Origin of the sequence: Actinomadura decatromicini (assembly GCF_008121305.1) — a bacterium.
Lineage (GTDB): Bacteria > Actinomycetota > Actinomycetes > Streptosporangiales > Streptosporangiaceae > Spirillospora > Spirillospora syzygii.
Window position 1 is genome coordinate 117,622 of record NZ_VSRQ01000011.1, and the last position, 13,546, is coordinate 131,167.

Below are 13,546 nucleotides of genomic sequence, written 5' to 3' on the forward strand. Positions count from 1 at the left end.
GAAGGACACCGGTCCCCTATGCGCACCATGATGCGGCGCGCGGCCGCCACCGCCGCGCTCGTCCTCAGCCTCGGCACGGCCGCCGCGTGCGGCGGCGACGAGCCGGCGGACGACGCCTCCGGCGGCTCGGCCGGCGGGGCGTACCCCGTCACCATCGCCCACAAGCTCGGCACCGCGAAGATCGAGTCCGAACCGAAGCGGATCGTCGCGCTCGGCGAGGTCGACCAGGACGCGCTGCTCGCCCTCGGCGTCACCCCGGTCGGGATGGCCGAGCTGAGCGGCGTCCAGCCCGACGGCCTCGCCCCGTGGACCGCGCCGAAGCTGACCGGCGAGAAGCCCAAGCTGCTGAAGGCGGGGGAGGCCGGGTTCAACCTGGAGGAGATCGCGGCGCTGCGCCCCGACCTGATCCTCGCCGCCGGGGACTTCTACATCGACAAGGAGTACGGCAAGCTCTCCAAGCTCGCCCCGACCGTCGCCTACCAGACGGGGCCCGCCGAGGACGCCTGGCAGGCGATCACCCTCCAGGTCGCCAAGGCGGTCGGCAAGTCCGCCGAAGGGGCGAAGGTCGTCGGCGACGTCGACCGCAGGATCGCCGCCGTGAAGACCGAGAACCCCCAGCTGGACGGCAAGACGTTCGCGTTCACCAGCGTCATGCCGAACGGGAACATCGGCGTCATGAAGTCCGAGCAGGACACCAGCGTCAAGATGCTGACCCAGTTCGGCATGAAGCTGCCCGAGCCGCTCAAGAAGCTGCCCGGCGACGGGTTCGCGGCCGAGCTGAGCATGGAGAAGGTGTCCGTCCTGGACGAGGACGTCCTGCTCAGCCACTACAACGACGACCCCGCCACGCAGAAGAAGATCGAGGGGAACAAGCTGTTCGCCGACCTCGGCGCCGTGAAGCGCGGCTCCTACGTGGCGCTCGACCTCAAGTCGTTCTGGCCGCTGCGCACCCCGACGCCGCTCGCCGTGCCCTACGTGATCGACCAGGTCGTCCCGAAGATCGCCAAGGCCGCGGACGCGGCCAAGCCCGCCTGATGCCGGAGGAGCGCATGCAGACCCCCGTCCACGACGTGGTCGGCATCGGGTTCGGCCCGTCCAACCTGGCCCTCGCCGTCGCGCTCGACGAAGCGCGCGGCGGCGGCGACGGAGGCGGCGCGGACGCGGTGTTCTTCGAGAAGCAGCCCGCGTTCGGCTGGCACCGGGGCATGCTCATCGACGGCGCCACCATGCAGGTCCACTTCCTCAAGGACCTCGTGACGATGCGGAACCCGGCCAGCCCGTACTCGTTCCTCGCCTACCTGCACGCCCGCGGACGCCTCGTCGACTTCGTCAACCACAAGACGATGTTCCCGACCCGGCTCGAATTCCACGACTACCTCGAATGGACGGCCGCCGCGTTCGAGGACAGGGTCCGCTACCGCTCCGAGGTGGTCGCGCTGCGCCCGCATGACGACGACCTCCTCGAAGTCGTCGTCCGGCGCGACGACGAGCTGGAGACGCACCTGACCCGCAACGCCGTCATCGGCGCGGGCCTGGAGCCCGTCCTCCCGGAGGGGATCCGGCCGGGCGAGCGGATCTGGCACACCGAGGACCTGCTCACCCGGCTCGGCGAGCGGCCGGGCGAGCGCCCGCGCCGGTTCGTCGTGGTCGGCGCCGGGCAGAGCGCCGCCGAGGCCGTCGAGTACCTGCACCGGACGTTCGCCGACGCCGAGGTGTGCGCCGTCTTCGCTCGCTACGGCTACTCGCCCGCCGACGACAGCCCGTTCGCCAACCGCGTCTTCGACCCGGACGCCGTCGACCACTACTACGACGCCCCCGCCGACGTGAAGCGGATGCTGTTCGACTACTCGCGCAACACCAACTACTCGGTGGTCGACCTCGACCTCATCGACGAGCTGTACCGGCGCTCGTACGCCGAGAGGGTCGCGGGCGCGGAACGGCTCCGCATCCTCAACGCCTCGCGCGTGACGGACGTCCTGGAACGGCCGGACGGCGTCCGCGCCCGGGTCGTGTTCCTGCCGACCGGCGAGGCCGCCGAGCTGGACGCCGACGTCCTCGTGTACGCCACCGGCTACCGCGAGCGCGACCCGTTCGACCTGCTCGGCGAGGCCGGCGCGCACTGCCGCGCGGGCGAGGACGGGCGTCCCGTCGTCGAGCGCGACTACCGCATCGCGACCGAGCCCGGCCCGCGCTGGGGCGTCTACCTGCAGGGCGCCACCGAGCACAGCCACGGCATCGCGTCGTCGCTGCTGTCCATGACCGCCGTGCGCACGGGCGAGATCGTCCGCTCGATCACCCACCGCGCCGCCCGCGTAGCCCAGGAGGCGTGATGACCGCAGCGAAGCGAGGATCTTCGGGGCTCCGCCCCGGGGGCCTGGGGGGCGTCCCCCAGAAAGGCAGGGCCTGATGAGTAATCCGTTCGACGACGCTGACGGGGTCTTCCTCGTGCTGGTCAACGACGAGGGGCAGCACTCGCTGTGGCCGTCGTTCGCGGACGTCCCCGCCGGGTGGACGGTCGCGTTCGGTCCCGCGCCGCGCTCCGAGTGCCTCGACCACGTCACCGCGAACTGGACCGACCTCCGGCCCCGGAGCCTGAGCACCTGAGCGCGGGCGGCGGCGCTGGTCCGGCGGAACCGGCTCCGGGACGTCTCCGCAGGTGGACCACGGGGTCGCGCCGAAGTGTGACATTGCGCGGCGCGCCGACGCTGTCAGGGGTGAGAGCCGGATCGTTGCGACGGCGCACCGGTGGGAGGGGAGCCCGCGCCGCTCGCGACCGCTCCGGCCCCCGCCGGAGGGCGGGACGGGTCACGCAGGCGCCGGGGCGGACGCCGCGGAGCCGTCCCGCTCCCCGGCTCAGTTCTCCGGGCCGCCGGGGACGCGCAGGCCGTTCAGGAACAGGTCGACGTAGTGCTCGCTGATCGCGGCCGTCTTCAGGCCGCCGCCCGGCCGGTACCAGACGCCGATCTGGTGGACGGTCCCGAAGAAGAAGTGGACGGCGATGTCGGCGGGCGTCGCGGTGCGGAACGTCCCCTCGCGCTGGCCCTCCTCGACCAGGGCGCGGAACCGCTCATGGTAGCGCCGCCGCTCGGCGCGGACGGCGGCGCGGCGATCACGGGCCAGCAGGTGCGTCGAGCGGAAGAAGACCGTGAAGTCGTCCAGGTGGAGGAACGAGGTGTTCAGGACGTCGACGGCGGCGGCGCGCAGCCGCTCCTCGGCGGTGCCGGGGCCGTCGGCGATCTGCTCCAGCCGGGCCATCTGCAGGGCGAGCAGCCGGTGGTAGATCTCGTAGAGGAGATCGTCCTTTGAGCCGAAGTAGTGGTACATCGCGCCCTTGGTGACGCCCGCCGCGTCGACGATCTCCTGCACGGAGGTGTTCTCGAAGCCCTTCTCGGCGAACATGCGGGTCGCGACGGCCAGCAGCCGGTCGGGGAGGGGCAGGTTGCCGGGGAGCCGGCTCACGGGCGCCTGCGTCATCGTTCCCACCTCCGTCCGGGGATCCCCCGGGCGTCGCACCGTCCCGGCGCGGCCGCCCGCGGAACGCGGAACAGCCTACCGGGCCGGGGCTCCGGGCATCCGCGCCTCGACCGGAGCCCGGCTCGGCGCGGCCGCTCGGCCCCCTGTATGTCCGTTTCGAGCCTGGGGGAGGGGCGACGTGACGGCAACGCAATAAAGCCGGGGGTGGTCTTGCTATGGATCGCGGGGAGGATGATCCGTGGGCGGCGTGTGGGGGACGAGGCGGGAGGGCGTGGTGATCCGTTCCGAAGCTGTCGCGTCCGGCGCCGACGACGCCGTGGCGGTGACGCGCGCCGCCGTCGTGCTCGGCGCGGGTGGCGGCGGCCGGGGTGGAACGATCTGATGGCCCTGTCGGCGGGGTTCAGCCTGCTCGCCGCGTTCCTGTTCGCGGGGGCCGCCGCCCTGCAGTACCGGGCGGCGCGGCGCGCGGTGCGCGGCGGGTCGGACGCCTCGGCCGCGCACGGGCTGATCCGGCGGCTGGTCCGCGACCCGGTGTGGCTGACTGGCTGGGGCGTGAACCTCGCCGGGTTCTGCGCGCAGGCCGTCGCGCTGCACTTCGGTTCGACGGCGATCGTCCAGCCGCTGCTGGTCACCCAGCTCGTCTTCACGATCGTGCTCGGGACGGTCGGCACCGGCCGCCGCCCCGCCCGGATGGACCTGCTCGGCGGCGTCGCCGTGTCGGCGGGGCTCGCCGTCCTGTTCACGGTGCCGGGCGCGATCCCGCCGGAGGGCGAGCCGTCCCGGCCCCGGCTGTTCCTCGCCGGGCTGATCGCCGCACCGGTGATCATCGTGCTGTCCCGGGCGGCGTGGCTGCGCCGGGGGCCGGTGCGGGCCGCGCTGCTCGGCGTCTGCGCGGGCCTGTTCTTCGCCGCGACCGCCGTGCTGATCAAGCTGACCACCGCCGACCTCGTCGAGCGGGGCGTCGCCGCGACCGCCGCCGACTGGCCCGGCTACGCCCTCGCGGGCAGTACGCTGCTCGGGCTGATCCTGGAGCAGCGGGCGTTCGCCGCCGGCTCGCTGCCCGCCGCGATGACCGCGATGACGATGACGAACCCGATCGCGTCCTACCTGGTGGCGGCGCTCGCGTTCCGGACGCTGCCGCCCCGCACGGCGTCCGCGTTCGTCGCCGTGTCGGTCAGCGCGGCCCTCCTCACCGCCGGTGTGGCGATGCTGTCCAGGTCCGCGGCCGTCGAGCGCGAGGCGGCGGCCTGACCCCCGGAGAAGGGACCCGCGATGATCACGAGACGCGCGCTCCTGCTCGGCGGAATCGGCGCCGCGGGCGCGGCCGTCGCGACCGGCGGCACCGCCTACGCGCTGGTGGAGAAGGACGTGCTGCCCGGCAGGGTCCCGCTCGACCGCGCGCTCGGCCGGTGCGGGAGCCCGCCCGCGCCGCCCGCCGCGTCCGTCGCGGTCGAGCGGATGGCGTGGCGGTCCGCGCACCGCCGCACCGGCGTCACCGCGACCATCGTGCCGCCCGGCGGCCGTTCCCTGCGCGGCCTGCCGGTCGTGGTGGCGCTGCACGGCAGCGGCGACAGCGCGGCGTCGGCCGTCCGGAACCTGGCGCTCGACCGGTACCTGCCGGACGCGGTCACGCGCGGCGGCGTCCCGCCGTTCGCGCTCGTCGCCGTCGACGGCGGGCCCGACTCGTACTGGCACCCACGCGCGGACGGCGACGACCCCATCGGGATGATCACCGACGAGCTGCTCCCGCGCCTGCGCGAGCGCGGGGCCAGGACCGACCGGATCGGCGCCATCGGCTGGTCGATGGGCGGGTTCGGCGCGCTCGTCCTGACCCGGCGGCTCGGCGCGGCGCGGATGGCCGCCGTCGTCGCCACCTCCCCCGCCCTGTTCGCCTCCTACGGCGACGCGCGTTCCGCGAACGCGCGGGCGTTCGACGGCCCGGCCGACTTCCGCCGACACGACGTGTTCACCGCGCTGGACGAGCTCCGGGGCGTCCCGCTCCGCGTCGACTGCGGGACGAGCGACCCGTTCGCGGCGATGGCACGCCGGTTCCGCGACCGGGTCCGCCCGGAGGGCGCGATGGCGGGCGGCTGCCACGACGGGGCGTTCTGGCGGCGCCGCCTGCCCGCGCAGCTCGCCTTCCTCGGCCACCACCTGAACGCCCGGTAGGGCGCGGATCGGCCTCGCTCTAGGCGGGGACGCGCACGCCGTCGTCGGCCGTGCGGCGCCGCGCGGTGAGCCGCCGTCCGAACCGCTGTGCCGGACGCTCGACATACCGGTGCGCCAGCGCCGCCGACGCGAGCACCGTCGTCCACAGCACCACGCCCCACAGCAGCCGGACGGACCCCGGAAGGTGCCCCGTGTGGCGCCCTCCGACGACCCAGATCGCCTGGATGACCAGCGGGTGCAGCAGGTACACCGAGTAGCTGACGAGCCCCGACCACACCAGCACGCGCGGCATCGGACGGCGCCGCAGCGCGAGCCCCGCGAGGAACGTCAGCCAGGCGGCGGCGACGGCGGCGGACCAGTCCAGGCCGAGCGGGTTCGGGTTGGCGTTGACGGCCCACGCGGTCGGCGTGCGCAGGCCCGCGACCACCGAGAACGCGGGGACGACCGCGACCATCGCGGCGGCGGGCCAGGGGCGCAGGCGGCCGTCCTGGATGCCGCGGACGGCGGTCCCGGCGAACATCGTGGCGATGATGCAGAGGCTCTCGATGGCGCCGATGCGGCTGTCCAGGACGAGCAGCCCCAGCGCCAGCGCCACCACGACCGCGACCCCGGCGCGGCGGACCCGGCGCCGTCCGCTGACCATGGCGGCGAGCCCGACCGCGAGGAGCAGCGCGGCGGCGAAAATCGTCGCGCCCGGCCACCGGGACGCGAGCAGCACCGACGGCAGCGCCACCCCGAGGATCGCCGCGCCCACCCCGAACCCGAGCGCCACCCGCGCGCTCGAACGGTGCACCCCGGCGACGAACATCGCGGTCACCAGCAGGTAGAAGACCATCTCGTAGGAGAGCGTCCAGAACACGTTGACGGCGTTCGGCACGCCCAGCAGGTCCTGGAGCATGGTCGCGTGGGCCAGCGCGGAGGCCCACGGCCGGTCGCCGAGCGCGGCGGGCAGCCCGTACGACAGCCCGGCCGAGCCGAGCACGAGCGCGAGCGCCACCGACACGAACCAGGCGGGGTAGAGGCGGAAGAACCGCCCCACCCAGAACTCCCGGACGCTCCCGCGCCGCTCCAGCGAGAACGGCACGACGTACCCGCTGACGAGGAAGAAGACGAACACCCCGTACCGCCCGAAGTCGAACCACGGGCTCGCGCCCTCGCGGACCTCGGGGAGCAGCACGTCCAGGGAATGCTCGAACACCACCACCAGCGCCGCGAGGCCGCGCAGCGCGTCGAGCCAGCCCATCCGGGCGGCCGCCGCCGGACGGGAGCCGATCTGCGTTTCAGGTGGGGTCAGGGTGTTCGTCGGCATTCGGGCCACCATAGGGGCGGTGTCTGGGCGTTCTCCAGCCGGAAGATGAGAATTGCCTTAACGGAACGCTCCGGCGGCTGACGCAGTGTGATCGTCCCGGGCGCGTCAGGACCGGCGGGAACGGCGTTCCGGCGGCCTCGCGCGCGGCGCGCGGCGGGGCCCGCGACTGTGATCAACCCCACAGTGCGGGCGGCGCGCCGGGGACGGTCAGCGCACCCCGACGACCCCGTACATGATCGGCTCGCGGCCGGGCCGGGTCGTCCCGCCGAACGGCGCGCCGCCGAGCGGCACGAGCCCCGGCGGCACCGCCCGGAACGGCCCGAGGATCTCCGCCATCCCGGCGGCGTCGCGCGGGACCAGCGGGACGCCGCTCGCGTCCTCGTACCGCCACGCGGCCTCGGCGAACGCGCCGGGCGCGAAGTCGGCGGTGGCGTGCGAGACGACCAGCCCGCTGCCCGGCGCGGTCGGCGCGGCGAGCGCGGCGACGAGGTCCGCCGCGTCCGGCAGGAAGTGCAGGACGGACGAGAACACCAGCGCCACCGGCTCCGCCGGGTCGATGAGGCGGCGCACCTCCGGGCTGCCGAGGATCGCGCCGGGGTCGCGGACGTCCGCCCGCAGCGCCGCGACGTTGCCGCCGTCGATCAGCAGCGCGCGGGCGTGGGCGATGACGAGCGGGTCGTCGTCCACGTAGACGACGCGGACGCCGGCGGCGTGCCGCGCGGCGATCCGGTGCAGGGACTCCGAGGTCGGCAGCCCGCAGCCGAGGTCGAGGTACTGCCGGACGCCGCGCGCGGCGAGCACCCGGACGGCGCGGGCGAGGAACTCGCGGGCGGCGCGGGCCGCGTCCCCCGCCTGCGGCAGGACGGCGAGGACCTCGTGCGCGAGGTCGCGGTCGGCGGCGTAGTTGTCCTTGCCGCCGAGGAGGTAGTCGTGGACGCGCGCGGTCCCCGGCCTGTCCAGGGCGAGCCGCGTCCCCGGCGCCCGTGTCGCGGGCGCCCGCGCGCCGGCCGTCGTCATTGCGTCACCTGTCGCCTTCGCCAGAGGGAGCGTGCTCGGCTCACCCTCGACGGTAGGCCGCCGAGCCGGGCGCGCGGGCGGCGCGGTCGGCGGACGGCCCGGGAGCCGCGCCTCCGGTGGCCGCATGGGGACAGCCGCGTTTGACGGCGTCCGGCGCCCTCCGGGGGAAAGCGGGACGGGCATCAGGAGCGCGGCGCGCGGACGCGCCGATCCCAGACCGGCGGGCCGCCCGCAGGCGCTATTGGACAAATGGCCATTTCTGGTCATGACTCCGGCTTAACCGCCGGACCGGTACCCCTGTCGGAAGGCTCAGGAACCGCCTCCGGGATCCCGCCACATCAGCCAGACGGACGGCGCGCCCCGCCCCGGCAGCGGCAGCTCTTTCGTCACACGGAACCCGAACCGCTCGTAGTAGGCGATGTTGCGCTCCTTCGAGCTCTCCAGGTAGGCGGGGACGCCCTCGGCGTCGCACCGCTCCAGCCGCGACCGCAGCAGCGCGCTGCCGAGCCCGTTGCCCTGCGCCGGGGGATCGGTGCCGAGCATCGCCAGGTACCAGTGCGGCTCGCGCGGGTGGTGGCGCTCGATCTCGTTCAGCGTCCGCAGCGTGACCGGAACCCGCGCGCCGAAAGCGCGCAGCAGCGGGAGCGTCTGCGTCACCTGCACGCGCAGCGGGACGCGCCACCGCCCGGGCGGGTCCCACAGCGCCGCCGCCTCCGGCCGCTCGCCCCGCCCGGTCGACTCGCTGCCGCCGTGCCGGAGGTGCACCCGGCGCAGCGTGAGCGCGTAGAGGCCGGTCAGGCGGCGGATCCGGGACGCCTCGTCCGGCACCAGCCAGCTCCAGACCGGGTCGTCGTCGAAGGCGCGGGCGAGGAGGGCGGCGAGCTCGTCGACGTCCGGGGCCGTGGCCGCGCGGACGACCGGGGACGGAACGGGGTTCGTGGTCATGGCGCGGCCTCCTCGGGGGACGCGCCGATCGTCACCGCCGCCGCGTCCGCGCGTCAAGGAGCGCGGGCGCGGGCGGCGCACGCGGGATCGCGTGCGAGAGCGCGTCGCGGACGGGAGCCTGTCAGACGGGAGTGTGCCACAGACGGGCCCGCCGTACGCGCGCTGGAGGGCGTTATCGGCGGTCCTCCCCGGCCCGGAGGATCTCCTCCAGGACGAGCGCGGAGCCGATCCCGACGAGCCAGGTGTCCTTGGCGAGCGGGATGCCCTCCGGGGTGGGCCGCACCCCGCCGGGCTCCCGCATGCCGGGCAGCCGCCAGTACAGGCCGGTCAGCCCGCCCGCGAACGCGGTGAGCGCGGCGCCCGCGATCAGCGACGGGACCAGGGGCACGGCCAGCGCGGCGCCGAGCGCGACCTCGGCGGCGCCGAGCCGGCGGGTGAAGGTCCGCGCGTCCTGCGACTCCAGGAACGGGTAGGCGGTCTTCGCCATGCCGTGGTACTGGTCGGCCGTCTCGTCCGTGTGCTTGAGCTTGGAGATGCCCGAGTTCATGACGAACGCCCCCACGAGCAGCCGGACGGGCATCTGGTGAGCGCGAGCGAGGAGCCGCATGGTTCCCCTAACCGTGGGTGGGACAGGGCGCTCGGTTTCATTCCCGCCGACCGGCCGTTACACCTGGCCAGAGGGTCAAGACTCGGCATCCGGGCGGTCCGGCGAGGTAGCGTTCCCCCTCGTGACGACGCCAGCGGACGGCCCGCCGCCGTCGCCCGAGTGGGCGCCGGAACGCGAGGTCACCGCCGCGACGGCCGCCGCGCTGATCGCGGACCGGTTCCCCGAACTGCGCGGCGCGGCGGTGGAGCGGCTCGCGACCGGCTGGGACAACACGGTCTTCCGGGTCGGCGGCGCGTGGGCGTTCCGGTTCCCGCGCCGCCGGATCGCGGTGCCGGGGGTGGAGCGCGAGATCGCGGCGCTGCCCGTCCTCGCGCCGCGGCTGCCGCTGCCGGTGCCCGTGCCGCGCTTCGCCGCCGGGCCGTCCGCCGGCTTCCCCTGGCCGTTCTGGGGCGGCCGGCTGATCGAGGGCCGGGAGTTCGCGGACGTCCGCCCGCCGGACGCGGAGCGCGGCGCGCTCGCCGCCGAGATCGGGGCCTTCCTGCGCGCGCTGCACGACCCGGCGCTCGTCCGCGAGGCGGGGCAGGGGCTGCCGCTCGACCCGATGCGCCGTGCCGACCCGGCCCTGCGCGCGGAGCGGACGTTCCCCTGCCTGGACGCCCTCGCCGCGCTCGGCGCCTGGGACCGCGACCCGGCCGTGGAGGCGTTCCTCGCCGCCGCGCGCGACCGGCGCCCGCCGGACGGCGGGCCGGTGGTCGTCCACGGGGACCTGCACGTCCGGCACCTGCTGCTCGGGCCGGACGGCCGTGCCGCCGGGATCATCGACTGGGGCGACGTGTGCCTGGCCGACCCGGCCGTCGACCTGTCCCTCGCCTACGCCGGGTTCGGCGGCGACGCGCGGGCCGCGTTCCTCGCCGCGTACGGGCCGGTGCCGGCGGACCGGGAGGCCGCCGCGCGGGCGCTGGCGCTCAACCTGAGCGCGACGCTCGCCGAGTACGCGGCGTCGACCGGCCGGGACGTGCTGCTCGCCGAGTCGCTCGCCGGGATCGCCCGCGCCGTCGCGCGTCCCTAGCGGGCGGCCAGGTAGACGCGGACGGTGGTGCAGTCCGGCCCGGTGTGCATCCGGACGAGGTCGGCGAGGTGGTTGACCATCAGGACGCCCCGTCCGCCGTCCGGGCTCATGTTCGCCGGGCGCCGCCCGACCAGCGGGTCGGTGATCGTGCCCGCGTCCCGGACCTCGCAGACGACCTGGCCGTCCTCCGCCCACAGCCGCGCCGTGCCCGCGCCGCCGCCGTGCAGGCACGAGTTCGCGGCCAGCTCGTTCACCGCCAGCTCCAGGTCGCCCGTCGCCACCTCGCCGAGGCCGAGCCGCGGCCCCCACCGGGTGACGAACTCGCGGACGAGCGGCAGCGTGTCGAGGTCGAAGCCCATCGCGACCGCGCCCGGCGGCGGCTCCGGAAACGGCAGGTTGTAGTCGCTGATCACGCGGTCCGGCGCGTAGTCGTCGCTCACCCGTTCGCCGTACCGGTCGATCACGACGGGGTGGGTGGCGCGGGCGTCGGCGATCACAGCGGGGTCGAGGCCGGCCGTGTCGTAGGGGCACAGGATCGACACGCCGCGCCCCGCGAACGCCAGGTTGATCAGCGCCTCGTGCTGCGCGCAGGCCGGGTACTCGGTGGCGGACCGGCCGGGCCAGATCGGCTCCCCGATGATCCGCACCCGGCCCACCGGATGCCGGTCGGCGAAGTCGCGGAGGACGCCGGGGATGATGCGGCCCGGATTGCGCCCAGCCTCGGTCATGTCCAGCCAGGTCACCTCGTCGGCGACGGGGCCGAGCGCGTCCCGCAGCACGTCGAGCCGGGGGCCGGGGACGGCGACCGCGACGGGCTCGTCCGCGTACCGGCCCTCGCGGATGAAGGGCACCGTCCCCGCGAGGTACTCCGCGTCGTCGTCGTAGAAGAGCGCCGGGTGGACGAACGGGTCCTGCGGCGGCGCGCCTCGCCCCGGGGGCCGCGGGCTCGCCGCGCGGTCTCCCTCGTTCGGATATGGCGTCACGTGCACGTGCATCGTAAGTGGAGGGTAGGCGAGGGGCGGCGTGCCCGCGAACCGGTCGCGACCGCGTCCCCCGAGGTCGGCAGGGCGTCTTCGAATGGTAACCGGACTTACGGATACCCCTTACGGACCCCAAAAAAACAAAGGAAGTCGGTAAAAATCCCGCTGGGAGGTCAGCGGTCGGGCAGCAGGAGGGCGTCCACCACGTCGGTCAGCCTGCCGCGCCGCCGGTACGCGGCGCGCTGCCGCTCGGCGCCCGTCCCGCCCGCGAGCAGCCGCCGGACGCCGTCCGCGACCGCGCGGAGGTCGCCGCTCGCCTCCAGCGCGGGGCGCACGTGGGCCATCAGGGCGCCGGTCTGCTCGCGGAATCCGGCGGGGCGGCCGGTCCGCACGTCCACGCCGGTCCCGCCGAGGCCGTCGCGCGCGGCGAGCCAGTACGCGGCGCGCAGCATCTCGGGGGACGGGTCGGGTGGCGGCTCGCCCGCGTCCACGGCCGCCGACGAGACCTCCACCAGCGCGCGGATCAGCGCGGCGAACACGACGGCGTCGGCGGCGGACGGGGCGACGTCCGCGAGCCGGACCTCCACGGTCGGCAGCCGGGCGGACGGCCGCACGTCCCAGAAGATCGTGCCCGCGTCCATCAGCGCGCCGCAGCCGAGCAGCGTGCCGACGAGGTCCTCGTAGTGGGCGGACGACTCGAAGAACGGCGGCGGCCCGGCCACCGGCCAGCGCGCCCACGTCATCACCCGCCAGCAGGCGTGCCCGGTGTCGCGCCCGGCCCAGTACGGCGAGTTCGCGGCGAGCGCCAGCAGCGTCGGCAGCCAGGGCCGCAGATGGTTGCTGACCTGGACGGCGCGCTCCCGGTCGGGCATCTCGACGTGGACGTGGCAGGAGCAGATGCTCTGCTCGTCGTCCAGCGCCCGGTAGGTGGCGCGGCTCTCGGCGTAGCGCGCGCCCGCGCCGATCGGGGCGGGGAACAGGTCGCCGAGGATCGGGGTGCCGGACGCGGCGAGCCGGACGCCCTCGGCCGCCGCCGCTGCCGCCATCGCCGCCCGCATCGACCGGACCTGCTCGCCCAGCTTGTCGAGGTCGTAGCACGGCGCGGTCTTCGCCTCGGCCAGGAACGCGACGAGCTCGGTGGAGGCCCGCTCGCCGAGCGTGGCGGACGCCCGCCGCACCACGGCGGGAGCGCGCGGGACGACCTCCCGGGTACCGGGATCGACGACGAAGTACTCTTCCTCGATACCGAAACGCGGGGCCATCCCACCACCTCGGGGCCGGGAGCGACGGAGGGGGCGACTCCCTTCGACCGTACGTGGCCGCCGCCGCGTTCGCACCTGCCGGACGGCCCGAAACGGGCACCGGGGAGCGCCTTGATCCATCCTTGGCGCGCCGCCTGGTTCGTACCCTGCCGTCCGGTTCGAGGCTTGATCAGGGGTTGGTCAGGGACCCGGATCGAAGAAGTACATCGAGAGCGCGATCAGGTGCGTGACCACGACCACGCCGATGCCGAAGAAGAACAGCATCTTGGCGGGGGCGTGCGGGAACACCTTCCCCGGCTTGAGCGGGCCGCGCTCGCGCTGCCGCGCGGCGATCCGCTCCTCGATCGGGGGCCGCCCGAACATGCCGCCTCCGCCGTCAGTGCCGGGGCTCGTCGACGACGACGTCCGTCATGATGTCGACCGCCAGGGCGATGATCGCGCCGGCCGCGGCGATCGCCGCGCCCACCCCGAACACGACCCAGTCGGGGCCCAGGACGATGCCGAAGCCGCCGACGACGAAACCGACGAAGATGATGGCCACGGCTACCCAGGACTTCGGGCGCCCGGCGTGGCTGCCAGTCGACATGCGTGCGTCTTCCCTTTGCGAGGATCGGGTGGAGGGGGCCCGCCAGGTGCTGGGGGGCTGCCTGCCGAACTCTAGCAACGCCCCACGCCACCGGGCGTTCCGGGGTACCGTGAGCGCCCCGCCGGAGG

The 13,546-nt window shown here is 74.9% G+C and carries 15 protein-coding genes; 6 read left to right on the forward strand and 9 right to left on the reverse strand.

Annotated features, from left to right (window positions below; all coding sequences use genetic code 11):
* Positions 1–18 precede the first annotated feature (18 nt).
* The 3 genes from FXF68_RS38060 (at position 19) to FXF68_RS38070 (ending at position 2,604) form a co-directional block, all read left to right on the forward strand.
* Positions 19–1,035, forward strand: a complete 1,017-nt coding sequence (locus tag FXF68_RS38060) for an iron-siderophore ABC transporter substrate-binding protein (RefSeq protein ID WP_222870286.1) — start codon at positions 19–21, stop codon at positions 1,033–1,035.
* 14 nt (positions 1,036–1,049) lie between these two features.
* Positions 1,050–2,330: a lysine N(6)-hydroxylase/L-ornithine N(5)-oxygenase family protein gene (locus tag FXF68_RS38065; protein ID WP_246179168.1), complete on the forward strand. Its 1,281-nt coding sequence runs from the start codon at positions 1,050–1,052 to the stop codon at positions 2,328–2,330.
* 76 nt (positions 2,331–2,406) lie between these two features.
* Positions 2,407–2,604, forward strand: a complete 198-nt coding sequence (locus tag FXF68_RS38070; RefSeq protein WP_281292261.1) for an MbtH family protein — start codon at positions 2,407–2,409, stop codon at positions 2,602–2,604.
* A gap of 249 nt (positions 2,605–2,853) precedes the next feature.
* Here the strand turns inward: FXF68_RS38070 and FXF68_RS38075 are convergent, their stop codons facing one another.
* Positions 2,854–3,474, reverse strand: a complete 621-nt coding sequence (locus tag FXF68_RS38075; protein WP_148767676.1) for a TetR/AcrR family transcriptional regulator — start codon at positions 3,472–3,474, stop codon at positions 2,854–2,856.
* A 381-nt stretch (positions 3,475–3,855) separates the two neighbouring features.
* Here FXF68_RS38075 and FXF68_RS38080 point away from each other — a divergent pair, with 381 nt between their 5' ends.
* Complete coding sequence (locus tag FXF68_RS38080) at positions 3,856–4,725, forward strand: DMT family transporter (RefSeq protein ID WP_148767677.1); 870 nt, start codon at positions 3,856–3,858, stop codon at positions 4,723–4,725.
* Positions 4,726–4,746: 21 nt separating this feature from the next.
* Complete coding sequence (locus FXF68_RS38085; protein ID WP_148767678.1) at positions 4,747–5,643, forward strand: alpha/beta hydrolase; 897 nt, start codon at positions 4,747–4,749, stop codon at positions 5,641–5,643.
* Between the two features lie 19 nt (positions 5,644–5,662).
* On the opposite strand, the gene FXF68_RS38090 is transcribed toward FXF68_RS38085, so the two are convergent.
* The 4 genes from FXF68_RS38090 to FXF68_RS38105 all read right to left on the reverse strand — a co-directional run bounded on the left by FXF68_RS38090 (position 5,663) and on the right by FXF68_RS38105 (position 9,521).
* Complete coding sequence (locus tag FXF68_RS38090; RefSeq protein ID WP_187438321.1) at positions 5,663–6,952, reverse strand: acyltransferase family protein; 1,290 nt, start codon at positions 6,950–6,952, stop codon at positions 5,663–5,665.
* 207 nt (positions 6,953–7,159) lie between these two features.
* Positions 7,160–7,969 carry an SAM-dependent methyltransferase gene (locus FXF68_RS38095; RefSeq protein ID WP_187438322.1) on the reverse strand — a complete coding sequence of 270 codons (810 nt, stop codon included), beginning with the start codon at positions 7,967–7,969 and terminating at the stop codon, positions 7,160–7,162.
* Positions 7,970–8,278: 309 nt separating this feature from the next.
* Positions 8,279–8,914 (reverse strand): GNAT family N-acetyltransferase, encoded by a 636-nt coding sequence (locus FXF68_RS38100; protein WP_148767681.1) that lies wholly within the window; start codon positions 8,912–8,914, stop codon positions 8,279–8,281.
* A 172-nt stretch (positions 8,915–9,086) separates the two neighbouring features.
* Complete coding sequence (locus FXF68_RS38105; RefSeq protein WP_148767682.1) at positions 9,087–9,521, reverse strand: MauE/DoxX family redox-associated membrane protein; 435 nt, start codon at positions 9,519–9,521, stop codon at positions 9,087–9,089.
* Between the two features lie 121 nt (positions 9,522–9,642).
* On the opposite strand from FXF68_RS38105, the gene FXF68_RS38110 reads away from it, so the two are divergent.
* A complete protein-coding gene (locus FXF68_RS38110) occupies positions 9,643–10,590 on the forward strand; it encodes a phosphotransferase (RefSeq protein ID WP_246179169.1) in 948 nt (315 codons plus the stop codon).
* Here FXF68_RS38110 and FXF68_RS38115 read toward each other — a convergent pair.
* From FXF68_RS38115 to FXF68_RS38130, 4 genes are all read right to left on the reverse strand, one after another.
* A complete protein-coding gene (locus FXF68_RS38115) occupies positions 10,587–11,585 on the reverse strand; it encodes a sensor histidine kinase (RefSeq protein WP_148767684.1) in 999 nt (332 codons plus the stop codon). The genes FXF68_RS38110 and FXF68_RS38115 overlap by 4 nt on opposite strands.
* A 158-nt stretch (positions 11,586–11,743) precedes the next feature.
* A complete protein-coding gene (locus FXF68_RS38120) occupies positions 11,744–12,832 on the reverse strand; it encodes a carboxylate-amine ligase (protein ID WP_148767685.1) in 1,089 nt (362 codons plus the stop codon).
* A 180-nt stretch (positions 12,833–13,012) separates the two neighbouring features.
* Complete coding sequence (locus FXF68_RS38125) at positions 13,013–13,195, reverse strand: hypothetical protein (RefSeq protein WP_148767686.1); 183 nt, start codon at positions 13,193–13,195, stop codon at positions 13,013–13,015.
* 13 nt (positions 13,196–13,208) lie between these two features.
* Positions 13,209–13,418, reverse strand: coding sequence for an HGxxPAAW family protein (locus FXF68_RS38130; RefSeq protein WP_148767687.1), 210 nt, complete (start codon positions 13,416–13,418; stop codon positions 13,209–13,211).
* Positions 13,419–13,546 lie beyond the last annotated feature (128 nt).

Bases quoted from the DNA above. Each gene is read 5' to 3' on its own strand.
- FXF68_RS38105 (WP_148767682.1), bottom strand. From the start codon at position 9,521: ATGCGGCTCCTCGCTCGCGCTCACCAGATGCCCGTCCGGCTGCTCGTG.
- FXF68_RS38130 (WP_148767687.1), bottom strand. From the start codon at position 13,418: ATGTCGACTGGCAGCCACGCCGGGCGCCCGAAGTCCTGGGTAGCCGTG.
- FXF68_RS38090 (WP_187438321.1), bottom strand. From the start codon at position 6,952: ATGCCGACGAACACCCTGACCCCACCTGAAACGCAGATCGGCTCCCGT.
- FXF68_RS38060 (WP_222870286.1), top strand. From the start codon at position 19: ATGCGCACCATGATGCGGCGCGCGGCCGCCACCGCCGCGCTCGTCCTC.
- FXF68_RS38095 (WP_187438322.1), bottom strand. From the start codon at position 7,969: ATGACGACGGCCGGCGCGCGGGCGCCCGCGACACGGGCGCCGGGGACG.
- FXF68_RS38125 (WP_148767686.1), bottom strand. From the start codon at position 13,195: ATGTTCGGGCGGCCCCCGATCGAGGAGCGGATCGCCGCGCGGCAGCGC.
- FXF68_RS38100 (WP_148767681.1), bottom strand. From the start codon at position 8,914: ATGACCACGAACCCCGTTCCGTCCCCGGTCGTCCGCGCGGCCACGGCC.
- FXF68_RS38075 (WP_148767676.1), bottom strand. From the start codon at position 3,474: ATGACGCAGGCGCCCGTGAGCCGGCTCCCCGGCAACCTGCCCCTCCCC.
- FXF68_RS38120 (WP_148767685.1), bottom strand. From the start codon at position 12,832: ATGGCCCCGCGTTTCGGTATCGAGGAAGAGTACTTCGTCGTCGATCCC.
- FXF68_RS38115 (WP_148767684.1), bottom strand. From the start codon at position 11,585: ATGCACGTGCACGTGACGCCATATCCGAACGAGGGAGACCGCGCGGCG.
- FXF68_RS38085 (WP_148767678.1), top strand. From the start codon at position 4,747: ATGATCACGAGACGCGCGCTCCTGCTCGGCGGAATCGGCGCCGCGGGC.
- FXF68_RS38070 (WP_281292261.1), top strand. From the start codon at position 2,407: ATGAGTAATCCGTTCGACGACGCTGACGGGGTCTTCCTCGTGCTGGTC.
- FXF68_RS38080 (WP_148767677.1), top strand. From the start codon at position 3,856: ATGGCCCTGTCGGCGGGGTTCAGCCTGCTCGCCGCGTTCCTGTTCGCG.
- FXF68_RS38065 (WP_246179168.1), top strand. From the start codon at position 1,050: ATGCAGACCCCCGTCCACGACGTGGTCGGCATCGGGTTCGGCCCGTCC.